Here is a 24,619-nt window from a genome sequence, read left to right on the forward strand (position 1 = left end):
AAGTCTGGTCGATGAAGCAGGAAGCCTCCACCTCTTCAGGTGGATGGTAGTTCACTAGCCTCGGGTGCTTTTGCTGCTTTCAATAAAAATGAGGTTATAAGAGCAGGTGGCTTTTCTACAAAGACAGTGGGAGAAGATATGGAGATTGTTGTAAAATTGAGGAGAAATTCGTACAAAAATGGCACGCCAGGTGATGTTGAGTTTATCCCCGACCCTATAGTCTGGACTCAATGTCCTGAAACTTTAAAGGATCTTTCAAAGCAGCGAAGAAGATGGCAGAGAGGACTTACACAGGTCATATTTACGCACAAATATCTTTTGTTCAATCCAAGATATGGCATATTAGGACTTTTTGCAATGCCTTACCAGTTTATATTTGAATTTCTGGGACCTTTTGTTGAGATGCTGGGATATATAATAGTGCCTGTTGCCTATATTTTTAAGTTAATCAATCTAAGAGCAGCTCTTTTTTTCCTCACAGTTGAAATCATCTATGGAATAGCAATCTCAATACTTTCGCTTTTGATAGGAGAGTTTTCAGAAAGAAAGTACAGAAATTGGAAAGACTTTGGCATTCTGATGCTGATAGCAATTCTTGAAAACTTTGGATACAGACAGCTAACAGTGATCTACAGGATTTTGGGAACATTTGATGCTTTATTTAATAAGAAAGGCTGGGCAAAGCCGGCAAGGAAAAGGTTGTGATAAACTGATGCATGGAATTTATTATATGTTAATTTTGTGAGACTTGTGGGTATAAATAAATTGAAAATTAATCAAAAAAGGGGGTTCAAAGAACATGCCACAGATAGAATGGCTTGACCAGTACTCGGTGGGAGTTGAGTCAATAGACAGCCAGCACAAAGAGCTATTTGAAAGAGTAAACAGGCTTCTTTCGGCATGTAGCCAGGGTGAAGGCAAGAAAGTGCTTCCTGAGGTTCTGGATTTTCTGGGTGACTATGTTGTTTTTCACTTTTCAACAGAAGAGAAGTACATGAAGGAGTATCTGTATCCTGATTATTTGGCACACAAAAAAGAGCATGATAGCTTTGTTGAGACTTACAAAAAGTTTAGAGAAGAGATAGACAAAGAAGGGGCGGGGATTGCGGCTGTTGTAAAGACAAACAGGCTCGTTGTTGACTGGCTTAAAAATCATATACTCGGGACAGACAGAAAACTTGGAAACTTTCTGAAGGAAAAGATGAAATAGATAAAAAGATTCAAATAGCAGAGGGCACCTTTTAAGAGGGTGCTTTTATTTTTTTAAAAATGATGTAGAATATAAACGTCAAAAAGTTCAGGGGAAAGGGGAAAATAGATTTGGTGAAAGTTGGGGATGAGTTTCAGGTTAAAATAGAGGCGCTCAATCATCAGGCTCAGGGTATAGCTAAGCTTGATGGGTATGTTTTGTTTGTTGACCATGTACTTCTGGATGAAGTTCTGAAGGTGAGGATAGTAGAGGCAAAGAAGGAATATGCAAGGGCGGAGATTGTAGAGATTATTGAAAAAAGCCCTTACAGAAAAGAACCGGAGTGCCCGGTTTATTACCGGTGCGGTGGATGTCATCTGATGCATACAACCTATGAAAATCAGCTTGAGATAAAGAGAATGCTTGTTGAGGATGCATTCAGAAGGATAGGCAAGCTGAGCCCAAAAATAAACCATCCGATTGGTATGGAAAATCCTTTCAGGTACAGAAACAAGGTGCAGTTTCCTGTTGGCAGAGATGAAAAAGGTGTGAAGATAGGTTTTTACAAAAAGATGACACATGAGATTGTTCCAACAGACTTTTGTCTTATTCAGCATGAAGACAGCGACAAAGTTTTAAGTGTGATGAAAGAGGTAATAAAAAAATATGGGATTGAAATTTACGACGAAAGACTTCACAAAGGTGTGATAAGACACATAATGGTAAGAAGATCATTTGCATTTGACCAGATGATGATTGTGCTTGTCTGTACCAGGATGCCGGATAGAATAGAAGAAATAAAAGAGGAACTGATAAAAAGCTTTCCCAATCTCAAATCGCTCTATGTGAATATAAACAGTAAAAAAACAAATGTGATTCTGGGCGAAAAGGATATTCTGGTTTGGGGAAGTCCCGCTATTTCTGATAAAATTGGCAATCTGTTGTTTGAAATATCACCGGAGTCATTTTTTCAGGTAAATACAGTTCAAACAGAAAAGCTTTACAATCAGGTGGTGAGGTATTTAACTGAAGTTGGTGGAAGGGTGGTTTTTGATCTTTACTCGGGCATTGGGACAATCTCTATGTTCGTTGCACCCTACTGTGAAAAGGTTTATGCTATAGAAATTGTTAAGCAGGCTGTTGAGGATGCAATTAAAAGCAGCATTGAGAATAAAATTGCGAATGTTGAGTTCATACATGCTGATGCAGAAAAAAAGATGAAAGAACTCATTGAAAACGATATTATCCCCGACACTGTAATAGTCGACCCGCCACGAAAAGGCTGCGAGAAAGAACTTCTGGAAAGCATAATATCAGCGGGTGTGAAAAATTTCATTTATGTTTCATGCAACCCTTCCACACTCGCAAGAGATGCAAGAATATTAACAGATGGCGGATATGAACTTCTAAAAGTGCAGCCGGTGGACATGTTTCCTCAGACATACCATGTTGAAAATGTGGTACTGTTTAAAAGAGATTGATTGAGGTGAGGAAAAATATGATTGAGAAGTTTTATACAGGATACTATAACTCTCCGTTAGGTTTGATTAAAGTGGTGACAGACGAGGCATATGTTTTGAGAGTTGATTTTGTTTCTCAAAAGGATGACAGGGAAGAAGAAAACCTGCTTGTCTGTGAAGCAATTTCACAGCTTGATGAGTATTTTAAAGGCAAGAGAAAAGAATTTGATTTGAGGCTTTTTTTCAAAGGCACAGAGTTTCAAAAACGGGTGTGGGAAGAGCTGATGAAGGTAGGGTATGGGAAGGTGATTTCATACAGCGAACTTGCAGGGCGCATAGGGAGAAAAGATGCGACAAGGGCTGTTGCAAATGCAGTCGGTAAAAACCCAATTGCTATAATTGTTCCATGTCACAGGGTTATAAAGGCTGATGGTAAGCTTGGTGGATACAGTGCCGGGGCTCATAAAAAAATATGGCTTTTGGAGCACGAAGGTGCAAAGCTTCTCCAAAAGCCATAATTGACTTTTATGAGTTTTCTTTTATAAATTTCTGGTAAAAATAGAAGCTGTCTTTTTTGATTCTTTTCTGGGTGCTGTAATCAATGTAAACAAGTCCAAATCTCTTTGTATACCCCATTGCCCACTCTAAATTGTCCATAAAAGACCAGATAAAATAGCCCCGCAAATCCACACCGTTTTCCATTGCCTTTCTTGCTGATTCAAAGTGCTGTTTTAGATACTCCACTCTCTTCTGGTCATGAACCTTTCCATCTTCTACCTTGTCATTGTAAGCAGCACCGTTTTCTGTTATATAAATTGGAATTTGCGGATAGGTTTCTTTAATCCACATCAGAAGGTCAAAAAGTCCTTGCGGGAACACTTCCCAGCCCGTCTCGGTGTATTCTCCTGCAGGATGTTCCCATCTTACCGGGAATATCCATGAAGAGTTTTCATCGTAAAGCCTGACTGCACGTGTGTAGTAGTTGATGCCAAGAAAATCAGGGAAGATAAAGTTCTCCTTTACTTCCTGCTGCATTATTTCAGCTTTGCGGCTCTCCAAGAAGTCTTTTTGAACAAGGTAATCAAAAAGCTCTTGAGGGTAGCTTCCTTTGAGAACAGGGTCTGTGAAAAGCTGGTTGTCAAGCATACCGCTAAGATTTACCATTTCTCTTTCTATCTGGCTGACCTCATATCCAAGCCGCTCTGTTTGAAGATATATGGGAGTCAAATTCAATGTGATTCCCACATCAGCATCTATATTGCTTTGCTTTACAGCTCTTACAACCTTAAAGTGAGAAAGCATAATGTTGTGCACAACATCCATTGCAACTTTAAAATCTTTTATTCCCGGTGCGTGGACGCCGTAAAAGTGGCCCAGAAAAGAAATACAGTAGGGTTCATTGAATGTTATCCACTTTTTAACTTTATCTTTATAGCGGTTTATAAGAAGCATAGCATATTCAAAGTAATAATTTACAATTTCCCTGTTTGCCCAGCCACCAATGTCCTGTAGCTTTTGAGGAAGGTCCCAGTGATACAGAGTTATAACCGGCTCAATACCATTTTCAATGAGCTTATTTATAAGCCTGTCATAAAAATCAAGACCTTTCTCATTAACAGCACCAAAACCTTCCGGGAAGATTCTTGTCCATGCAATTGAAAATCTGTATGCCTTGAGTCCCAGTTCTTTCATAAGAAGCACATCTTCTTCAAACCTGTGATAATGGTCACAGGCAACATCGCCGGTGTGCCCGTACAGAATATTTCCTTTTTGATGAGTGAACCTATCCCAGATTGATTCACCTTTTCCATCTTCATTCCATGCACCTTCAATCTGGTATGAAGCTGTTGCAGCACCCCACAAAAATCCTTTTGGAAAGCTCATATTTGAAAACCTCCCTTAGCAAAAAACTTTTTGTTGTGAAATCAATTACACTCATATCAAAATATATTGCCATATAAAATTGGAGTGTGCAAATAAAAATTTTAAATGAATATTTCAAAATTTTTATACGTTTTTTACTATAAGGTGTTTTAGAAATAAAACAAAAAAAGACACACCACTTTTAAAAAAGAAGCGGTGTGTCTTTTCTTTTTTTGTATGGCTTTGTTCTTTTGAATAAAAATTATTTCCCCATTACAACTTCAACTACATTTTGGTCGATGAGCAATTCAGCTGGAATTAGACTGCCCTCAATCTCTTTTCCATTTACCAGTATCTTTTTAACACCTTTTGAAATATGATCTGGATTTGAAACCTTAATGGAGAGTCTTTTTCCTCTGAAAACTCTCTCAACTTCAAAACCGTCCCACTGCTGTGGGATACATGGGTCAATAATAAGCCCTTTATAGTGAGGTCTTATTCCAAGGATATACTGTGTTGCTGCCGAAAATGCCCATGTAGCAGTCCCTGTCAGCCATGGATTTCGTGCTCTGCCAAAATAATAGGGATGTTCTTTTCCGGTGATGAACTGGGAGTAAACATACGGCTCTGCTGTGTAGATTTCAGCAATATCATTTTTGCTTGCAGGAAGGAAGGACATATAGTACTCAAAAGCATAGTCACCCCGTCCAAGGATGGCTTCTGCAATTATTACCCACGTATTTGCATGGCAGAAAATAGCTGCATTTTCTTTTAATCCCGGTGGGAATGATGTAACAGCTCCAACCTCGACTATATAATCAACATAGGCCGGCCAGTTTTTGACACAGCCATGCTCTGTTGCGAGGTATTTTTTGACGCTGTCCATTGCCATTTTACCCTTTTCATCAACAAAAGCACCCGAAAATACTGACCATGACTGAGAATTCAGGAAAATCTTGCTCTGCTCACTTTCTTTTGACCCGAGTTTCTTGCCGCTTGCTAAATATCCTCTTACAAACCACTCGCCATCCCACGTGTACTCTTCCATTGCCTTTTTAATCTCATTCTTATAAGCTTTATACTTTTCAGCATCATCATATTTTCCAGTATACTCGGCAAGTTCTATAAACTCGGATAAAGCCTTGTAATAGAGCTGGGTTGACCATGTACTCTCGCCACCGTCCTTGAGATTGATACAGTCATTCCAGTCAGCGGCAAGACCGAGCAAAAGACCATGTTTCCCCCTGTTGTTCCATGAAAACTCCAAAGCCTGTTTTAAGTGATCATAAACAGAGGCGCTTGACCTGTCTGCATATTCAACCACTTCATCCAGGATAGAAAAATCGCCCGTTTCTTTTATATAGTGTGGCACAGCAATCAAAAGCCACAGATGGTCATCCGAATAGATTCTCTCACGTGGTGGTATATTGTGTTCTCCCTGGGACCATGTGAGAGGCTGAAAATGATGCATTGCATATCCTTCGGACAGCTGCGCTTTCAGAAGCTCAATTAGCCTTTTTCTCACCTCTTGCGGGATTGAATGCACAACACCCAGAATGTCCTGTGAAGAATCTCTAAAGCCAAGCCCATCTCTTCCGCCAGCCTCGATAAATGATGCAGACCTTGACCAGTTGAAAGTTGTGTGACACTGATACTGATTCCAGATGTTCAGCATCAGATTCATCTTTTCATTAGGTGTTGAGCATTTGAACTTGCCAAGTCTTTCATTCCAGTAGTTTTGAACTCTTTCAAATTCTTTTTCAATGTTCTCTTTTGAATCAAACAATCTTTTGTATTCTTTTCCTTCCCTGTATGCATCTCCAACACCCAGCACAAAGACCAGATACTCTTCCTGACCGGGCTCAAGTTCTACTTTCACCTGAGTTGCAGCGCAGGGGTTTCCGCCTATTGCAATTGAGCCAAAACACCTGCCATTTTGGATGGCTTCGGGGTTGGCTTCACTGTTATATGGACCTATAAAGACATCTCTGTCTGTGTCAAAACTTTCTATCTTTTTGTTTGTGCATGTGAAAAATGCTTTTGGCTCGTATGGGCTCCAGAGTTTAATTGAGTAGTCCACTATTTCATCTTCTCTGTTGTAACCCATTCTGCAGGTGTAAAGAATATATTGAAAATCCATCATGTCAAGCATAGAATTCCACAGGCAGAACTCGGTATAGGTGAATACTGAAAGTTCTTTTTTCTCACCCGACTCGTTTTTAATTTTAACTTCCCAGATTTCAATTGGCTTGTCCACCGGTACGAATATTTTCAAAGATGATGAGATGTCATTGTATTTACTTTCAAATATTGAATATCCAAGTCCATGCCGACAAACACTTCTGAACTTCTCAAGAGACTTTCCAACAGGCTGCCAGCTTATTGACCAGAAATCCCCTGTAGTTTCATCTTTTAGATAAACATATCTTCCAGGTCTGTCCATTGGAATGCTGTTAAATCTAAAACGGGTCACTCTCCCAAGCTTGGGGGATTTGTAAAAGGAATAGCCCGAAGCATTGTTTGAGATTATAAGGCAGTAGTCGCTTGTGCCCAGATAGTTTACCCATGAAGTGGGTGTTCTGGGATTTGTTATCACATACTCTCTATTTTGAGAATCAAAATATCCATAATTCATAAAAGATTCCCTCCCTGACTTTTTTATCCCATTGTGACCTCAACAATGTGCTCTTTGCCATCCGAAAAGGCTGGTATTAAATTTGAAGGCAGCTCTTTGCCATCAACCACAACTTTTTTGATGCCTTTTGAAACACCATCGGGGTTTTTAACCTGTATATTGTAAAGTGCATTTCTGAACACTCTTTTTACAGTAAATTCTTTCCACTGCGGTGGTATGCATGGGTCTATCAAAAGTCCATCATAGTCCGGGCGAATGCCCAGAATCCACTGTGTCATTGCGACAAAATTCCATGCTGCAGAGCCGGTGAGCCATGAATTTTTAGCCTCGCCCGGTTTGTATGCATCTTTGCCGGCAATCATCTGACAGTAAACATATGGTTCAAGCCTGTGCACATCGCTTATCTCTTCCCTGTATGACGGAGCAATCTTTGACCAGTATTCAAACGCTCTGTCGCCTCTTCCAACAATGCATTCTGCTATCATAATCCACGGGTTGTTGTGACAGAAAACAGCAGCATTTTCCTTATAGCCGGGCGGATAGCTTGTAATCTCACCAAGGTGAATTTTGTACTCTGTGAATGCTGGCTGAACAAGCACAATTCCGTGTTCTGTGTCAAGGTATTTTTTAACAGAATCAAGTGCAGAGATAGCCTTTCCATCTTCAAGCCCGATCTGAGCCATTACACAGAAGCCCTGCGTTTCAATAAATATCTTTCCTTCATCATTTTCCTTGCTTCCAACCTTATTTCCAAAGTAGTCATAGGCCCTCAAAAACCATTCGCCGTCATATCCATAGTTCAGTATTGCCTCTTTCATCTTTTCTATGTGATGCTGCGCATCTTTTGAAATATCATTTTTGCCCAGCCTTTCGCAGATTTTCACAAATTCCTTTCCAACATACACAAACATCCCTGCTATCATGACAGACTCTGCGGTTTTGCCATCCTTGTTGTCGCATGTCTGGAACGACTCATCGGGGTTTGTTGAGAATGCGTTTAAGTTCAAACAGTCATTCCAGTCAGCTCTGCCTATGAGCGGAAGTCCATGCGGACCCAAGTTGTTTACAACATGGTAGAATGCTCTTTTCAGGTGTTCAAACATGGAATCCGCCTTTTGCGGATCATTTTCAAAAGGCACAATCTCATCAAGAATGGACCAGTCACCCGTTTCTTTTATGTAGTGGGCGGTTGAGAGTATGAGCCAGAGCGGATCATCATTGAAATTTCCGCCTATTTCGTTGTTTCCTCTTTTTGTAAGAGGCTGATACTGGTGATATGCACCGCCATCTTCAAGCTGTGTTGCTGCTAAGTCCAGAATTCTCTCTCTTGCCCTTTCCGGAATCTGATGGACAAAGCCCAAAATGTCCTGGTTTGAGTCTCTAAAGCCCATTCCTCTGCCAATACCCGACTCAAAGTACGATGCACTTCTGGAAAGGTTGAATGTCACCATGCACTGATACTGATTCCATATGTTTACCATTCTATCTACCTTGTCTATACCTGTGGATACATTGAATTTGTTCAGAAGTTCATCCCAGAAGACTTTCAAAGCTTCAAATGCCTTTTTGACATCTTCTGGCTTTTTGAATTTTTCTATCATTTCATAAGCCTTTTCTTTGTTTATGACACCTTTTTTAACCCATTTTTTATCCTGCGGGTTTTCTACATAGCCGAGCACAAACACAAGCTCTTTTGCCTCGCCCGGCTGCAAAGAGATTCTTATCATGTGCGAGGCTACAGGCGACCAGCCATGAGCTTCTGAATTAAAACTTTTTCCGTTTTCAACTGCCAGTGGTGCGTCAAAGCCTCTGTAAAGCCCCAGGAAAGTGTCTCTGTCTGTGTCAAAGCCGTCAATTGGAACATTTACAGAATAAAAAGAATAATGATTTCTGCGCTCTCTGTACTCTGTTTTGTGGTAAATGACAGAGCCTTCTATCTCAACCTCACCTGTGCTCAGGTTTCTCTGGAAGTTTGTCATATCATCAAGTGCGTTCCAGAGGCAAAACTCAATCAGTGAAAAGAGTGTCAAATCCTTTGGTTGGGATGATTTGTTGGTTATCTTAAGATAATGTATTTCACAGTTTTCATCGACAGGCACAAAAAATGTTTGATCAACTTCAACGCCATTTCTTCTTCCTGTTATGATTGTATAGCCAAGACCATGACGGCATTCGTAAAACTCAAGATCCTTTCTTGTTGGCATCCATGAAGGTGACCAGAAATCTTCTCCATCTTTTATATAAAAGTACCTTCCACCCATATCAAGCGGAACATTGTTGTATCGGAATCTTGTTATCCTTCTTAGCCTTGCATCTTTATAAAAACAATAACCACCTGCATGGTTTGAGATTAAAGCAAGAAAGTCTTTCATACCAAGGTAGTTAATCCACGGGAAAGGGGTAAGTGGAGTTGTTATAACATACTCTCTTTTCTGGTCATCAAAATAGCCAAATTTCAAAGCTCTCAATCTCCCTTCTTTTTGCATACTGTGGTTTTGCATTTTTGCCTATATAAAAATTATACCTTTTGTCTACAATCAATCTTTTAATTATTTTGCCCTAATTTTGCACTATTTTGCTCTAAAAGCTCTGACAGGTTTGAAAACGGTATAGATTTTGGATATTAATTATCGGCAGAAATTGTGATATACTCAATTATGAATGGGTAATTTAAAGATTTATGCGAAAAGTAGAAAGGGAGAAGAGGTTTGAAAAAGAGAGTGTGGATTTTAAACCACTACGCAATTCCACCCACAATAGGGGGAATCACACGACATTTTGACTATGCAAAGGAGCTTGTAAAAAGAGGATATGATGTGACTATTTTTGCCTCAAGTTTTGACCACAAGCAAAGAGTTGAGATGTTGGAAAAAGGCTCAAAGTTTAAAATAGAAGACTACAGCGGTGTAGGGTTCGTCTGGATAAAGACAACTCCATACAAGAAAAACGACCTCAAAAGGGTTATAAATATACTTTCATTTGCAAAAAATCTTTATTTTATTGCGAAGAATTTTGAAAAACCCGATACAATTATAGCATCCTCTTTTCATCCTCTCACATGGGTTGTGGGGTACTGGCTTTCCAAAAAGAAAAAGGCGGATTTTGTGGCAGAGGTAAGAGACCTGTGGCCACAGAGTGGAATTGACCTTGGTGCTTTCAAAGAAGGAAGCCTGATAGTCAGGCTTTTACGAAGGCTTGAGAAATTCATATACACAAAAGCAAAGTATGTGATAACAGTCCTGCCAAAGGCAGATGAGTATATTCAAAGCTTGGGAATAAGCAAAGAAAAGATTGTACATATTTCGAATGGTTGTGATGTTGAGAGATTTGATTCCTTAAAAGATAGTGTGCCGGAGGAGGTAAAGAAGATTTTGGATGAGCATGAAGGGTATTTCAAAGCTTGCTATTTAGGTGCGCTCGGGAAGGCCAATGCAATGGAAACAATAATTGAGGCTGCTAAATATGTGCAGGAAAAAGTAGATGACAGGATACATTTTCTGATAATAGGGGATGGACCTGAAAAAGAGAAACTTGAAAGAATGGCAAAAGAGCTCAATCTTGCAAATGTATTTTTTTATGATCCAGTATCAAAGCTATCTGTGCCAGGCTTACTTGAGCGAGTTGACATAACACTTGTTTCTATGCACAATCTAAAAGTTTACAGGTTTGGAATTTCACTTAATAAGCTTTTTGACTATTTGTGTGCTGCAAAACCAATTGTTTTTGCAGGCAATGTTGCAAATGACATTGTTAAGGACTCGGGTGCTGGAATTTCCTGTGATGCCTATGACTCAAAGGGCTTTGCTGAAGGGATTATAAAGCTCTATGAGATGAGCGAGGATGAGAGAAAGAGAATGGGGCAAAAGGGAAGAGAGTATGTGGAGAAATATCATGACATTAAAAAACTTGCAGACAGACTGGAACAAATTATAAATGGAGATGGTAATTGATGAGGTCGTATATAAAAAGCTATCACAAGCTCAGCAAGTTATTTGTTGTGGTGATGGACCTTTTGCTGATTCATGCAGGGTATATCCTGGCATATATCATAAAGTTCAATTTTACATTTCCGAAGAAAAACTTTATGCCATACTATACGTTGATTCCGCAAATAACTCTATTTGCTCTTGTGCTTTTGAATATCTACGGGCTTTACACAATCACAATGAAAACAATAAGCGAGATAGCATTTTCAATGGCTCTGGCACTTATGCTGTTGCAATTTTTAACAGTTGTTTCTACCTTCTTTTACAGGCACTTTGCCTTTCCAAGAAGTATATTCATAATTGCATTTTTTATCCAGTTTTTGCTGCTTGTAAGCTGGAGAGGGCTTGTTTTATATGTCTTCAAAAGAGTGCAGGGTGTAAAGCATGTGATGGTAATAGGTTATATGCCAAAGGCACAGGAGTTTGCTCAAAAGCTTCAAAACATATCAAAAGGGTGGATTGATGTAAAATATGTTCTGGAGCCCCAAACTGCTGAAGATCTTGTACAGTATATAAAACTGGTTGATACAATCTATCTTTATTCAAAAATGGATGAGAATTTGAAAAGCGAGATTGTTAAAAAGGCAATAGAGTTCAAAAAGCACATTTTCATTGCGCCCGACTTCAGGGACATTCTGGTATCGCGCGCAAGGGTGATTCAGTTTGACGATGTTGCAACACTTTCAATCGAGCAGCCGGAGCTTACATCCGAGCAAAAGCTAATTAAAAGAGTGTGCGATGTTCTCCTTGCCTCTGTTGCGCTGGTTGTTTCTTTTCCTATTATGATTCTGATTGCAATTGCTATAAAACTTGATTCTGAAGGACCGGTAATCTACAGACAAAAAAGGGTTACAGAAGGCGAAAGGGAATTTTATGTTCTGAAGTTCAGGACAATGGTAAAGGATGCTGAGAAGATGACAGGACCTGTCCTGGCAACCGAGAATGACCCGAGGATAACAAGGGTGGGGCGGTTTTTACGTGCAACAAGGCTTGATGAGCTTCCTCAGCTTATAAATATTCTAAAAGGTGAGATGAGCTTTATTGGACCACGACCCGAGCGCCCGTACTTTGTTGAGCAGTTTAAAAAACAGTATCCTGAGTATTCTCTTCGCCACAATGTAAAGGCAGGGCTAACAGGGCTTGCCCAGGTTTACGGCAAGTATGCAACAAGCCCGGAAGATAAGCTAAGGCTTGATCTGATATATATAAAAAATTACTCTGTGTTTCTGGATATTAAGATTTTGCTTCTGACTTTAAAGACAATCTTTACAAAAGAGGCGGCAGAGGGGGTAAAAAGCCAGAAACAATAAGTAAGTTTAAACTTTAAAAATTATACTCTTTGTTCTGTTCAGAAAAGCCTTGAGAAATCAGAGCTTTTTTGTTTTGTTTCAATAAGCATCTGGCAAAATGTAAAATACCAATAATTACAATGAACATAGATAAATTACATAAAAAGGCTGAGAGTCAAAATGTTATTGAAATACACAGGAATTTGAAACATGTTAAGTGCCCTCGCTGTAATACTTTAATGATTTTAATGTAGTTAAGGATTATATACATTGGGTGAAAGATTCTACTGGGAAGGTAGCCTAAACTGAGCTATTAATAGAATCCTCGCATCTTAAAAGGCGGGGGAGAATGTCAAGGTTAACCTAAAAAATTTTTCTCTATAGGGTAATATAAAGATGAAAAATTAGGGTATAAAGCTATTAAGAGAAAACTATATCAGTAAGTAGTCATAGCCAATTTATGGGATTGTGATGAATAGCTATTTATTCTTTCTTTAACCGGGTGAGAAGGGCAAACTTGACAACACCGGTTTTGAGTAATATACTGAAATGTAGGAAGTTTGAGAAAAAAAGGAGGGGAAAGTGATATGCTTGGGTTTTACAACAAAAGCTTAAAAATGAGAATTGCTGTTTTGTTTGGGCTTATTGTTTTAATTGGCTGCCTTATTTTATTTTTTATAAGCAAGAATCAAGCTGGCAAAGCATTAGAGGCAGAAGCAAAGGAGGCAATGCTGAAAGTTGCAAAACAGCTTGCTGAGACACAAAACAGTAGAATACAAGCCAGATTTTATATTATTGAATTGATAGCTAACAGAAATATAATAAGAGGAATTTGGGGCGACCGGGAGGCAACATTGGAAGAAAAAATAAACGTCATTAAAAGCGAGGCAAAAAGAGGCAAAAGCCTGGGATTTAAACAATTTGGCATCGCAGATAAACAAGGTAATGCTTTTTTATCAGATGGAAGCAAAGCAAATATTTCGGACAGGGAATATTTTAAAAAAGCTCTATTGGGCAAAACGGTGGTTTCAAGCAGCATCATCAACAAAGTAGATAACTCAGTAGTATTTGTCTATGCAACACCAATTCGACATTATAAAACAAATGAAATAATAGGTGTGCTGTTTGGAGTAATTGATGGAACTAAGTTCAGCGATCTTGTAGGAAGCGTAACTTACGCCAAAACCGGTTATGCCTTTGCAGTAGACGCTACAGGAAAAACTATTGCGCATAAAGAAATAGAGCGAGTATTAAAACAAGAAAATATTATAGATTTAGCAAAACAAGACCAATCTTTAGTTCCTTTGGCTAATATTGTTTCTAAAATGACTAAAGGCGAAGAAGGAATTGGCGAATATACCTTTAAAGGTGTAAGAAACATCATTGCTTATTCACCTATAGGTTCTACTGGCTGGTCTATTGCAGTTGTAGCCCCTGCTTCTGAAATATTGGCAAGAGCATCGGGGCTTAGAAAATTCATGCTGATCACATCAATTATAATAATCATTATTGCAGTACTTTTAATACTTTTATTTGCAAGAAGTATTACAGCGCCGCTGATACTTGCTGTAAATCATTTGGGGGTAATTGCAAACGGTGATTTTACAATGCCTGTTCCAGAGATTTACCTTAAGCGTAAAGATGAGATAGGACTGCTGGCAAAGGCGATAGATAAGCTGCAGGCAGATATAAAACCGCTACTTGCAATTTGAAAGATGGAGTAGGGATACTTTCTACCAATTCAGAAAGTTTAACTTCGGTATCAGAAGAGATTGCAGCTTCATCAAGTGAAGTTGCAAAAGCTATACAGCAAGTTGCCCAGGGAGCAAGCGAGCAGGTAAATTCTGTTCAGAAAGTGGTAGAGTTGTTTGATTTGATGGCACAGAATTTGGAAAGAGTATATACAATGTTCAATAGTATAAAGGAAAACAGTCAGAATGCATCCAGGTTGGCCGAAAAAGGTAAGAAAGAGATGGATTTACTTATAACATTTATTAGGAGTGTCAGAGATATATTCAACACTTTGGTTGAAAAGATTAAAAACTTGTCAGGCTCAATTGCTCAGGTTGACGAAATCATAAATGTTATGAATGGAATTGCAGACCAGACAAATCTTTTAGCACTCAACGCAGCGATAGAGGCAGCGAGGGCTGGTAGTGCAGGACGAGGATTTGCAGTTGTGGCAGAGGAAGTGAGAAAACTTGCAAACGAATCAAGAGCATCTTCAGATAAAATTAAAGCAATTTTAACCAGTGTTATAGCTGATACAAATGAAGTTGTTCAGGCATCTAATGAAGTTACTGTGAATATAACAGCTCAATTAGAAAATGTTGAAAAGACTGTTGCTGCATTTGATGCTATAATAGAGGCCATTTCATCCGCTGTACCTCAGATAGAAGAAACATACAAGCAAGTTGAAGGTGTAATGAAGCAAAAGGATACAGCTATAGGGCATTTAGAGAGTGTAAGTACAGTAGCAGAGGAGAATTCAGCAGCTTCAGAAGAGGTATCAGCATCGGTTGAAGAGCTGGCAGCTACAACTGAAGAAATTGCAACATCAGCACAGCAGATAATGGAAGTTGCAAAGAATTTAAAAACACAAGTAGAGAAATTTAAGATTTAAGATGAAGCAATAGTTTCAAACGTTGCGATCATAATTATTTAGGTATTTAAAAGAGCGTACAGATGTGTTTAATATTATTCTTAGCAACCATAGTGAAAACCTCCTGTATGTTTGGTTTAGTTACGTATATCATACATGATTTTCACTATGGTTGCTATATTTTTTACCTGTTGCATTTAACAGGCTTTTTCAAAATTAAATTCAAAGACATGGTCAAGTCCAAATTTTTGTGTAAAATCCCTCTGGTTAGAATATGGATCGTCTTTATCAGCACCGTTCAATTCATTGTACTGCCTACGACCATTGGTGTGAAGGATATGCTACGCCGGGCTTTCGCCTGTTCTTGACACCAATGGTCTTAAGCAGTTATTAAAAACTAACGATGGTGATAAAGGTTATTTTATTGAAATAACCTTATCCTCCACTCTTTCCATAATTCTTTTTTGCCACTCGAAATACTCAGTCAATATTCTTAATACTTCCTCCCTGAAGCCCATTTCTCATCCTGTTCCATTAACAAAGCTCCTATTAAACGAATACCAGACTCTCGGTTTGGAAATATTCTTATAACTCTTTCACGACGACGAATTTCTTCATTTAACCGTTCTGACATATTAGTAGTACGAAGTTTCCTTCGATAAGGCTCAGGAAGTTCTAAAACTGCTATTGCGTCTTCAAACCCTTCTTCTAAAATCTCCATTGCTTTTGGAGCTTTATCTCTATATTCATCTAATACTTGATTTAATAGCATTCTTGCTGCTGAGGGATCTGGTGCTTCAAATATGGCTCTTAGTTTGGCATGTAATTCTCTTTGTAAAGCCTTTGGAGACTTATCAAGGATATTTCTCATAAAATGTGTTTGGCACCTTTGCCACGTAGCTCCCTGGAAGTGCCGACAAATAGCTTGTACAAGGCTACTTATGATGGTCCGAAACTACTAAATCAACTCCAATAAAGCCCTCTTTGCTTCAGCCATGAAAAGAATTCACTTAAAGCTTTCTTCTGATTCACTGTCTCCTATCATAAGACCTAATACTTCTCTATAGCCATCTTCATTTATGCCTACAGCAATTAATACGCTGCGTTGACGAACACGTCCCTCTTCTCTTACTTTTATCACTATTGCATCAACTATAACAAAGGGAAAGCTTTTTTCTTTTAAAGGTCTTGAATTCCACGCTGTAATAATAGGATCGAGATTTTTGCAAAGCTCGGAAATTGTAGATTTTGAAAATTCAGTTCCACAAAGTTCATAAGTGATTTCTTCGATTTTCCGGGTAGATACTCCATTAACCACCATCTCCATTAGTGCTAACAAAAGAGCCTGCTCACTTCTCTGGTAACCAGCAAAAAGATCAGTGCTAAATTTACCATTACGAAGTCGTGGAACTCTCAAAGTAAGAGTCCCTACCCTGGTAACTAAACTTCTTGAATAATAACCATTACGATAATCCTGTCTTTCTTCTGTCCTTTCATAAGGTTCAGCTTTAACTTGTTCAGTAGCTTGAGCTGCTAAAATTTGATTAAGTACAGATTCTAATAATTTAGCTAACTTTTCATCTTTTGTTCCTTTTACAAAAAGGTAATGCAAAATTTCAGAGTCTATGGTAATATTGTATTGAGCCATTTCCTATCCCTCCAGTTAGATTTTTGTTCTGTTTCTATTTCTATTCTAACCAGAGGGTGGGAAATGGCTCAACCCCTTTTTACACAATTATATAGACTTAACTCTAAAAACATCTTCATAAATTAAATAAATCCATTTTATTTTCGTTTTCAATATTATATCTTGAGATTTTCCAAAAGCAGCATTAAGTCCACCAATAACTATACCTGTTAATATAAACACTATAACAATGATTTTAAGTAATAATACTTTTCTATTGGAGTTATTCTTCATTTTTTCCTTCAACCTTCTTCCTTACATTTTTTAATATGCTGGCAAGTACTTCATCTGCTAAATTAAGCATAGATTCATCAACTCCTTCTAATACTAAGTCGCTCCATTCTTTAAGAATATCGGTAAAAATCAGTTTGAATTTTTTTGCTTTATCAGTTAATAAAAAAATATATGATCTGCTATCCGCAGAATTTTTCTGGCGTAAAACATAATCTTTTTTTTCTAGAGACTGCATTATTCTTGTCATCACACTTTTATCGTAGTGAAGTTCATTTACTATTTGTTCTTGAGTTCTACCTTCTTGTCCATATAGAGATAATAATACAAGTCCTTCTGCTGCATTTAATCCATACTTTTTTAAAGAATTTTTTAAAAATAATTTAAAATATTTATCAATTATAAGCATATGTCTACCAATAGAAGTATATTTTATTTTCATAATATCCTCCCAAAAATAGTTACTTTTGCAATTATATTATCATTTATTAGTTGTAAAAGCAACTATATATATATCCCGGAGATTTCCGGATTAACCCTCGAAGTTTGGACAAAATCTCTCTAAATCTACGAATATCTTAAAATATCATTTTAAATTACATTATCATTAATTGGTTTTGCATATATTAATCGGTTGCCCTTTACATTGAGACTCGAAAGGCTATGTTCCATTACCTTGAATGCCACCATATAAGGCCAGTCAAAACCAAGGCCACCATGCCTGGTCTCAATGTAAAGGTTACGCTTTGCCAACCTTACTATAGACTATAGATATATAGCCATGCTTTCAATTTCCTTACCTTTATTTAGTTCATAAAATATTTCTGGTGCTTTATATTTTAAGCTGGAGTGAAGCCTTTTTGTATTGTAGCGCTTCATAAACCTTGCAACTTCAGCATAGGCATGTTCAAAACTACAAAACTCGTGGATTCCTAAGCATTCATCCTCAAAAATTCTGTGAAATGCTTCTATATGGGCATTTTTATTAGGAGTCCTGCAAGGAATTCTTTCATGGTATATATTTATTTCATTGCAGCTTTCCTCAAAAAGGTTACTTGTAAACTGAGGTCCATTATCAGTTCTTATTACTGGTTTTACATCAGCACTATAGAGCTCCCTTTTTAAAAGACAGCGCTTCAAAAGTCTTACAGCATCTGTGCTTTCGCACCTGTAGCAATTTGAATTAAGTGCAATTATGTGTTATAATACTTTTAAAAAAGGTTATATTTTAAATATCAGGGTGAGTAAAAATGGAAGGAGATAAAATTAAAAAATTTGAAGAATTTTTTACAAATTCCTTTAGGGATGGAAAAGTAGTAAGAGAATTGAGGTTATCTTCTGATGAAGTAGAATACATTAAGAAAAGATATCCAAATGTTACAGTATCTAAATTGAGTGGGTTTGAAAATAATAAAGATAAAAATTGGTATACAGTTAAATTAGGCTTATAAATTTTTACTTATGAATAATAGAATAATAGAATTACATTAGAAAGTAGGTTGTGAGATATGGAACATAGGAATAAAGCAGTTGTACTTGGAGCAAATTATTATATTGGACTTAGTGTTATTAGATGCCTTGGGAGTGAAGGTGTTAAAGTAGCAGCAGTTGATTATTCTAAAAAAGGTACATATGGATTTTATTCTAAATATTGTTCAGAGATTTTAGTAGGTCCACACTATAAGGAAAAACCAGAGGAGTTCTTGCAGTTTTTAATAGACTATGCAAAAAAGCAAGAACATCCTCCTGTACTATTCCCTTGTGCAGACCCATATGTAGAGTTTGTTGATAAACATTTAGATGTTTTAAGACAATACTATTTAATCCACAATATTGAGCAGGGTTTATATACTAAATTAATGAACAAAGGGACTTTAAGGGATTTAGCGATAGAACATGGAGTTAGAGTTCCAGAAACAATAAGTGTTGATGAAGAAAACTTTGTTGAAAAAGTTGAAGAACAAATTAAGTATCCCTGTTTAGTAAAGCCTGTGGATTCACATACCTTCGTTTCGATATTTAGAAGAAAGCTTTTTAAGGTTTATAACAGAGAAGAGCTACTCTCCTGTGTTCAAAAAGCGAAAGAGGCAAATACTGAAGTTATAATTCAAAGAATTATAAAGGGTTTTGATGACTGTATGTATACCTTTGATGCTTATTTAAACAAAGATTCAAAGGTAACACACTGGGTTACGTGCCAAAAGATGCGTCAATATCCAATAAACTATGGTGCTTCAGTGTATACAAAACAAAAATATGTGCCAGAGCTTTATGATATAGGAGCAAAGTTTTTAGAAGGAGTAAAGTTTAAGGGATTTGCTGAAATAGAATTTAAAAAGGATGAAGAAACAGGTAATTTCTACTTAATTGAAGTTAATGTTCGAACAACAAACTTAAATAATTTATTATACAAAGTTGGAATTAACATGCCCTACATTGCGTATAGGGATTTAACAGGCAATCCACTTCCAAATGATGCGGTTACCTGGGATACAAATAGGGCATTTTGGTATGCATATGAAGATATTTTGGCAATAAAAGAATATATACGAACAAAACAATTAACGCTATCTCAAGTTATTGCCTCCTTTTTTAGACCAAAGGCCTATGCTATTTGGGATGTTAAAGACCCAAAACCATTCTTTGTATTTTTAAATTCAAAAATATCAAGGGTTTTTGAAAAGATATCTAAAAAAGGTTAAAAATTTTGTTTGTTGAGAGGGGAGCAAGATGGTTAAATTACACGATTTAATAAAATGCCTTGATGAAGTAGAAATAAGAAATGATAAAAATGTTGATATAAAAGGTATAGCATACAATTCAAAAAACGTTTTACCTGGAGATTTGTTTGTATGTATAAAAGGATATAAAACAGATGGTCATAAATATATTTTAGATGCTGTTACAAATGGGGCAGTTGCACTTGTTGTTGAAGAATTCCAAGATGGATGGACTATACCACAAATTAAAGTAAAGAATAGCAGAGAGGCTCTATCAAGATTAAGTGATAAGTTCTATGGTAGTCCTTCCCAAAAAATTAAGGTGATAGGTGTAACAGCAACTAACGGTAAGACAAGCACAACTTTTATGACCAATGCAGTTTTAGAAAATAACGGTTTTAAAACAGGTCTTATAGGAACAGTTGCTGTTAAATATGGAAACACTTTAATACCTGCAAGTTTAACAACTCCAGAATCATTAGACCTACATAGATATTTTGATAAAATGTATAAAGAAGGGGTTACCCATGTAACTATGGAGGTGTCCTCTTCAGCACTTGATTTAAAACGAGTAAATGATGTTGATTTTGATATTGTTGTTTTCAATAATATAAGTAGAGAACATATAGATCTTCACGGTTCCTTTGAAGAGTACTTTAGAGTAAAATCAAGCCTTATAACTAATGCAAAGGAAAATAAATTTGCAATATTAAATTTAGATTGCCCTTATGTTGCTTCTCTTGTGGATAAAACAAAGGCAAAGGTTATAACTTACGGGGTTGAAAATCCAAATGGGCATATTTATTGTAAAAACTTAGACCTTTCAACAGGAAGAGCAAAGTTTACAGTTGAAATAAGAAAAGAGTTTAGAGGAGAAGATATTCTATACACACCAACCTCCTTTGATATAGAACTTAAAACTCCAGGATACCATTCTGTTTACAATGCCATGGTTGCAATAACTGTAGGATTAATATGTGGTGTTCCAGTTGATGTAATAAAGGATGCCTTATTAAAGTTTGGTGGTGTAGAGAGACGTTTTGAAATAATATATGAAGAAGATTTTAAAATAATAGATGATCATTTTGCAAACCCAGGAAATATTGATGTAACTTTAGAGACACTACAAAAGATGAAGTATAATAATTTAAAATTAGTTTATGCTATAAGAGGTAATAGAGGGCCTATAGTTAATAGAGAAAATGCAGAAACAATTGTAAAATGGGCATCTAAGTTAGGTTTAAAGGAAATAATAGCAACGTTAAGTAGATCTCATACAACAGAGAAGGATAAGGTTCAAGAGGAAGAGGTAAGAGTATTTAAGGAAGTTATGACTAAAGCAGGCATAAATGTTATTTTATACGATGAACTATATGATGCAGTAAAACACGCAATAAAAGAAGTAGGGAAAGATGATGTTATACTTCTTGCAGGTTGTCAAGGTATGGACTATGGAGCAAAGGTTGCACTTGAAATTATAAGAGAATTAAATCCTAATATAGACACAGCAAAGTTATTTAAACCATTACAAAACAGAGTTGCAGGTGTATAAACAAAAAATATGCAGTATCAAGAAAGAAGGGAAAAAAGGATGAATGACAAGATTATAGGAATAATTGGAGGTATGGGACCAGAAGCGACCGCAGATTTATTTATGAAAATAATACAAAAAACAAAGGTGGAAAAGGATCAAGATCATTTTAGAATTATAATAGATAACAACCCTAAAATACCAGATAGAACAAAGGCAATATTATATGGTGGGGAAAGTCCAGTAGAAGAGCTTATAAAAACTGCAAAAAACCTTGAAAAAGCAGGTGTTGATGTTGCTTGCATTCCATGCATGACATCCCATTATTTCATACAAGAAATACAAAAGAGCGTATCATACCCAATAATAAATGCCTTTGAGGTAGTAAGAAAACATATAATTAAGCATTATCCAAATGTTAAAAAAATTGGGGTTTTAGCAACTACAGGTACTGTAAAAATGGGTATGTATGAAAAATATCTTGAGTTTGCAAAGGTTATATATCCTTCATCAACAATTCAAGAGGAGAAGGTGATGGAGGCGATATATGGAGAGAAGGGAATAAAAAGAGGTGTTAAAAATGAAATACCATTAAATTTATTGAGGGATGCAGCAAAACATCTGATTTCTCAAGGAGCAGAGCTTATAATACTTGGATGTACTGAAATAGGGTTAGTATTAAAACAAGAACACGTTGAGGTTCCTGTGATTGATCCGATGGATGTTTTGGCAGATGAACTCATAAAGTACCACCCAGGTGAAGGTGAATAGAACCATTTTTATCCATATATAGGGGACATCTTAAAAATTATATAATCTATAAATTGTTTAGTTATTGGCAAATGTGTATTAAAGTTTTTTTCGAATTGCCTAAAAAATGCAATTTTAAATTAAGTACTTCAATTTTTGATAGCTTATTTCATAAACTATCAAAAAACGACAACACATTGTAGCAACAATCCCCATCTTAATTGTGATAAAATACAATTGAGATGGGGTGATTTTTGTGGACAAATATATACTAATGAAGGAAGTAGAAAAATTAGGCTCTTTGTCAAGTAGTGGGGTGGGTATTCTGAATGCCCACCTTTTTAGTTTTTTCAAGCATACATTAAATGTTATACATACCTATTATAGGTAAGCTACTGCAAAAAACCAATACCACACCCGCCCACTCATATAGTGGGTTTTTAAATATTCAAACTTTTCAACTTATCTACCACAACTGTACAAAATCCTCTTCCTGAATCTCTCAAAATTCCTGTATCCAAATCCATTCCTTTTTAGTACCTTTATTTTGTTGTTAAAACCCTCTGTCATACTATTAGTATACGGAACATCAAATGCATTTACTATCTCAGAAAACCAGCTCCTAAAAACCTTTACACATCTCATAAATTCAGAAAGTCCACTTTGCTCTGCTTTCTCTATCCACTTTTTTAGTTTAAGTTTCGCTTCTTCAGAATTACTGCTCTTTAACACTCTCTTAAATTCTTCTTTGAGTTGATGGGCTTTCCTCAAATCTTGGCTGCAGAAAAACATTACTTCTAATTCTTCTCTTTGCTCAGGTTCAAGTTCTTCATAACTCTTCAATAATAACTTCCTGCTCCTTTTAAAATACTTCCTCAAATTACTTCCTAATTCCTTTTGTACCCTTTTCCTCACATTTTCTAAAGCCCAATAAACGTATCGGGTAAAATGAAATTTGTCTATCACTATTTTAGCATTTTTAAAATACGTTTTTGCTACCTCTACAAATGGTCTCCACATATCACAGATAAAATATTTTACTTTATCTCTACCTTTCAGCCTCTTAAAATACTCAATTAAAATATTTTGCTTTCTATCTCTCAAAATCTCGATTATTTGCCCTTTTACAGGATCTACAATTATACATTGATATTTTGCTCCACCTGCATTACCTTTAAACTCGTCTACACATATTGCTTCAGAAGAAAACTCATCTAGAGTTTGACCTGGGTTTACTTTATCAAACAATCTCATAACTGTTGTCACTGAAACATTTGTGTGTTTTGCTATTTCTTTCATACTTGTTAAACTTCCAAGTTGACTTATAATATATGCTGCAAGTCTATTTGTCATCCTTTGAGATTTGCCTAAAAAACTTATGTGTTCAAAAAACTTCTTCCCACATGCTTTGCAGACATATCTTCTCTTTCTTATAATCAAATATGTTTTCTTGCCCATTATAGGTACGTCTTTTACCTTCTGTGTGTGATAATCATGTACCTTACTTGTAATATTACCACATTTAGGACATTTGTGGGGCTTTTGTTCCTGACTTATGTGAAGTTCTATTTCACTTTCATTCTCATTCATTTGGTGAAGAATAATATCTTTAGATTTTAAAAGTTCAGTGATATAATTAGATTTGATTTTTCCCTTTTCCCCCACCCCAATATTTATTATAGAGCCACCAAACAAAAAAGCCCTGATTTCTCAAGGCTTTTATTCATTGTATCATTGTGTTGTTCAAATTTGGTGGAGGCGGGGGGATTTGAACCCCCGTCCGAAGGCATCGAACCCCAAACTTCTCCGGGTGCAGTCAGTGTACTTAAACTCTCGGGAAGAAAACGCCCACTGACAGGCTTTTTCTTCCCCAGCCTGAGATTGGTCCCAAAAGTAAGGCTCAGGCCACCTTACTTTCGGTGCCCCACGTGGGTTGGCGCCCGACTCGGAGGTCGTGGGCACCTCCGGCGGACGTTAGCTGCGCTTTAGGCAGCTAAAGCGAGTTCAGCTTTGTCTGCAGTTATTTTTCTTCCCGGTTTTTTATAGTGGCACCGAGAAAACCACTACCCGCTATTTGGAATCCGACTGCCCCCGTCGAATTCCAAAACACGCCCCCTACTTTTGTTATTTTTATCTTAGATATTCTTTCATCTTCTTTTTTATCTCAAGTTCGGCGTCTCTTTTTGCGATTGCCTCACGCTTGTCGTAAAGTTTTTTACCTTTTGCAACTGCAAGCTCTACTTTTATTTTACCTCTTTTGATGTAAATCTTCAATGGGATTAAAGTGTAACCCTTTTGCTGAACATAACCTGCAAGCCTGTTTATCTCATGCCTGTGCAAAAGAAGTCTTCTATCTCTCATAGGATCAACATTGAAGATGTTGCCTTTTTCATAGGGGCTTATGTGCATGTTGTAAAGAAAAACTTCTCCGTCTTCAACCCTTGCAAAGCTATCTTTTAAATTTACATGACCAAGGCGCACAGACTTTACTTCAGTGCCTTTTAGTTCAATTCCTGCTTCGATTGTCTCTTCAATAAAGTAATCATGATATGCTTTGCGGTTTGTTGCAATGACTTTTATATCATCTTGTTTGCTTTGATTTTTCTGGGACATAGCACCTTCAGCTCCTGCAAATTATTTCTGTATGGCAACATTTTATTATAATACGATTTTGTT

The 24,619-nt window shown here is 36.8% G+C and carries 22 protein-coding genes, 1 other RNA gene and 1 pseudogene; 13 read left to right on the forward strand and 11 right to left on the reverse strand.

The annotated features are described in order from the left end of the window. The first annotated feature begins 39 nt into the window (after nucleotides 1-39). From OTK00_RS01770 to OTK00_RS01785, 4 genes are all read left to right on the forward strand, one after another. A complete protein-coding gene (locus OTK00_RS01770) occupies nucleotides 40-705 on the forward strand; it encodes a glycosyltransferase (protein ID WP_082054670.1) in 666 nt (221 codons plus the stop codon). Nucleotides 706-799: 94 nt separating this feature from the next. Continuing rightward, nucleotides 800-1,210, forward strand: coding sequence for a bacteriohemerythrin (locus OTK00_RS01775; protein ID WP_045170483.1), 411 nt, complete (start codon nucleotides 800-802; stop codon nucleotides 1,208-1,210). A gap of 110 nt (nucleotides 1,211-1,320) precedes the next feature. Continuing rightward, on the forward strand, nucleotides 1,321-2,670 hold the full coding sequence (rlmD, locus tag OTK00_RS01780; protein ID WP_045170482.1) for a 23S rRNA (uracil(1939)-C(5))-methyltransferase RlmD: 1,350 nt from the start codon (nucleotides 1,321-1,323) through the stop codon (nucleotides 2,668-2,670). Nucleotides 2,671-2,687: 17 nt separating this feature from the next. Next, a complete protein-coding gene (locus OTK00_RS01785; RefSeq protein ID WP_045170549.1) occupies nucleotides 2,688-3,167 on the forward strand; it encodes a methylated-DNA--[protein]-cysteine S-methyltransferase in 480 nt (159 codons plus the stop codon). 7 nt (nucleotides 3,168-3,174) lie between these two features. On the opposite strand, the gene OTK00_RS01790 is transcribed toward OTK00_RS01785, so the two are convergent. The 3 genes from OTK00_RS01790 to OTK00_RS01800 all read right to left on the reverse strand — a co-directional run bounded on the left by OTK00_RS01790 (nucleotide 3,175) and on the right by OTK00_RS01800 (nucleotide 9,606). After that, nucleotides 3,175-4,533 carry a GH1 family beta-glucosidase gene (locus OTK00_RS01790; RefSeq protein WP_045170481.1) on the reverse strand — a complete coding sequence of 453 codons (1,359 nt, stop codon included), beginning with the start codon at nucleotides 4,531-4,533 and terminating at the stop codon, nucleotides 3,175-3,177. A 241-nt stretch (nucleotides 4,534-4,774) separates the two neighbouring features. Beyond that, entirely contained in the window at nucleotides 4,775-7,147 is a 2,373-nt protein-coding gene (locus OTK00_RS01795; RefSeq protein ID WP_045170480.1) for a GH36-type glycosyl hydrolase domain-containing protein, read from the reverse strand. Between the two features lie 23 nt (nucleotides 7,148-7,170). Beyond that, nucleotides 7,171-9,606, reverse strand: a complete 2,436-nt coding sequence (locus OTK00_RS01800; RefSeq protein WP_045170479.1) for a GH36-type glycosyl hydrolase domain-containing protein — start codon at nucleotides 9,604-9,606, stop codon at nucleotides 7,171-7,173. A gap of 249 nt (nucleotides 9,607-9,855) precedes the next feature. Here OTK00_RS01800 and OTK00_RS01805 point away from each other — a divergent pair, with 249 nt between their 5' ends. The 5 genes from OTK00_RS01805 (at nucleotide 9,856) to OTK00_RS01825 (ending at nucleotide 15,045) form a co-directional block, all read left to right on the forward strand. Beyond that, a complete protein-coding gene (locus tag OTK00_RS01805) occupies nucleotides 9,856-11,097 on the forward strand; it encodes a glycosyltransferase family 4 protein (RefSeq protein WP_045170478.1) in 1,242 nt (413 codons plus the stop codon). Then, complete coding sequence (locus tag OTK00_RS01810) at nucleotides 11,097-12,443, forward strand: sugar transferase (protein WP_045170477.1); 1,347 nt, start codon at nucleotides 11,097-11,099, stop codon at nucleotides 12,441-12,443. The genes OTK00_RS01805 and OTK00_RS01810 overlap by 1 nt, the downstream gene beginning before the upstream one ends. A gap of 68 nt (nucleotides 12,444-12,511) precedes the next feature. Then, nucleotides 12,512-12,676, forward strand: coding sequence for a Sir2 family NAD-dependent protein deacetylase (locus OTK00_RS12220; RefSeq protein WP_082054669.1), 165 nt, complete (start codon nucleotides 12,512-12,514; stop codon nucleotides 12,674-12,676). 333 nt (nucleotides 12,677-13,009) lie between these two features. Then, entirely contained in the window at nucleotides 13,010-14,134 is a 1,125-nt protein-coding gene (locus OTK00_RS01820) for a HAMP domain-containing protein (protein WP_198525750.1), read from the forward strand. After that, nucleotides 14,131-15,045: a methyl-accepting chemotaxis protein gene (locus tag OTK00_RS01825; protein WP_198525749.1), complete on the forward strand. Its 915-nt coding sequence runs from the start codon at nucleotides 14,131-14,133 to the stop codon at nucleotides 15,043-15,045. The genes OTK00_RS01820 and OTK00_RS01825 overlap by 4 nt, the downstream gene beginning before the upstream one ends. A 472-nt stretch (nucleotides 15,046-15,517) precedes the next feature. Here the strand turns inward: OTK00_RS01825 and OTK00_RS01830 are convergent. The 5 genes and pseudogenes from OTK00_RS01830 to OTK00_RS01850 form a co-directional block, all read right to left on the reverse strand. Next, nucleotides 15,518-16,672: pseudogene (locus tag OTK00_RS01830) on the reverse strand (IS256 family transposase). An 87-nt stretch (nucleotides 16,673-16,759) separates the two neighbouring features. Beyond that, complete coding sequence (locus OTK00_RS01835; RefSeq protein ID WP_268760818.1) at nucleotides 16,760-16,957, reverse strand: hypothetical protein; 198 nt, start codon at nucleotides 16,955-16,957, stop codon at nucleotides 16,760-16,762. Further along, nucleotides 16,935-17,384 (reverse strand): MarR family winged helix-turn-helix transcriptional regulator, encoded by a 450-nt coding sequence (locus OTK00_RS01840; protein ID WP_045170475.1) that lies wholly within the window; start codon nucleotides 17,382-17,384, stop codon nucleotides 16,935-16,937. Before OTK00_RS01840 ends, OTK00_RS01835 begins: the two co-directional genes overlap by 23 nt. 149 nt (nucleotides 17,385-17,533) lie before the next feature. Next, nucleotides 17,534-17,695 (reverse strand): hypothetical protein, encoded by a 162-nt coding sequence (locus tag OTK00_RS01845; protein WP_157841043.1) that lies wholly within the window; start codon nucleotides 17,693-17,695, stop codon nucleotides 17,534-17,536. A 12-nt stretch (nucleotides 17,696-17,707) separates the two neighbouring features. Continuing rightward, complete coding sequence (locus OTK00_RS01850) at nucleotides 17,708-18,082, reverse strand: integrase core domain-containing protein (RefSeq protein WP_052670958.1); 375 nt, start codon at nucleotides 18,080-18,082, stop codon at nucleotides 17,708-17,710. 110 nt (nucleotides 18,083-18,192) lie between these two features. Here OTK00_RS01850 and OTK00_RS01855 point away from each other — a divergent pair, with 110 nt between their 5' ends. From OTK00_RS01855 to cuyB, 4 genes are read left to right on the forward strand one after another with little or no spacing between them, the layout of a single operon-like run. Then, on the forward strand, nucleotides 18,193-18,393 hold the full coding sequence (locus OTK00_RS01855; protein ID WP_045170474.1) for a hypothetical protein: 201 nt from the start codon (nucleotides 18,193-18,195) through the stop codon (nucleotides 18,391-18,393). Nucleotides 18,394-18,450: 57 nt separating this feature from the next. After that, nucleotides 18,451-19,644, forward strand: a complete 1,194-nt coding sequence (locus OTK00_RS01860) for a carboxylate--amine ligase (RefSeq protein WP_045170473.1) — start codon at nucleotides 18,451-18,453, stop codon at nucleotides 19,642-19,644. 28 nt (nucleotides 19,645-19,672) lie between these two features. Further along, entirely contained in the window at nucleotides 19,673-21,214 is a 1,542-nt protein-coding gene (locus OTK00_RS01865) for a Mur ligase family protein (protein ID WP_045170472.1), read from the forward strand. A 39-nt stretch (nucleotides 21,215-21,253) separates the two neighbouring features. Next, complete coding sequence (cuyB, locus tag OTK00_RS01870; protein ID WP_082054674.1) at nucleotides 21,254-21,964, forward strand: cysteate racemase; 711 nt, start codon at nucleotides 21,254-21,256, stop codon at nucleotides 21,962-21,964. A 441-nt stretch (nucleotides 21,965-22,405) separates the two neighbouring features. Here the strand turns inward: cuyB and OTK00_RS01875 are convergent, their stop codons facing one another. From OTK00_RS01875 to smpB, 3 genes are all read right to left on the reverse strand, one after another. Beyond that, the gene (locus OTK00_RS01875) at nucleotides 22,406-23,533 is read right to left on the reverse strand and encodes an ISL3 family transposase (RefSeq protein ID WP_045170548.1); all 1,128 of its coding nucleotides are present in this window, start codon (nucleotides 23,531-23,533) and stop codon (nucleotides 22,406-22,408) included. A gap of 160 nt (nucleotides 23,534-23,693) precedes the next feature. Continuing rightward, nucleotides 23,694-24,059: a transfer-messenger RNA gene (gene ssrA, locus OTK00_RS01880) on the reverse strand. Nucleotides 24,060-24,073: 14 nt separating this feature from the next. Further along, nucleotides 24,074-24,556 carry an SsrA-binding protein SmpB gene (gene smpB, locus OTK00_RS01885; protein WP_045170470.1) on the reverse strand — a complete coding sequence of 161 codons (483 nt, stop codon included), beginning with the start codon at nucleotides 24,554-24,556 and terminating at the stop codon, nucleotides 24,074-24,076. Between the last annotated feature and the right edge of the window lie 63 nt (nucleotides 24,557-24,619).

It is taken from the genome of Caldicellulosiruptor morganii (genome assembly GCF_026810225.1).
Lineage (GTDB): Bacteria > Bacillota > Thermoanaerobacteria > Caldicellulosiruptorales > Caldicellulosiruptoraceae > Caldicellulosiruptor > Caldicellulosiruptor morganii.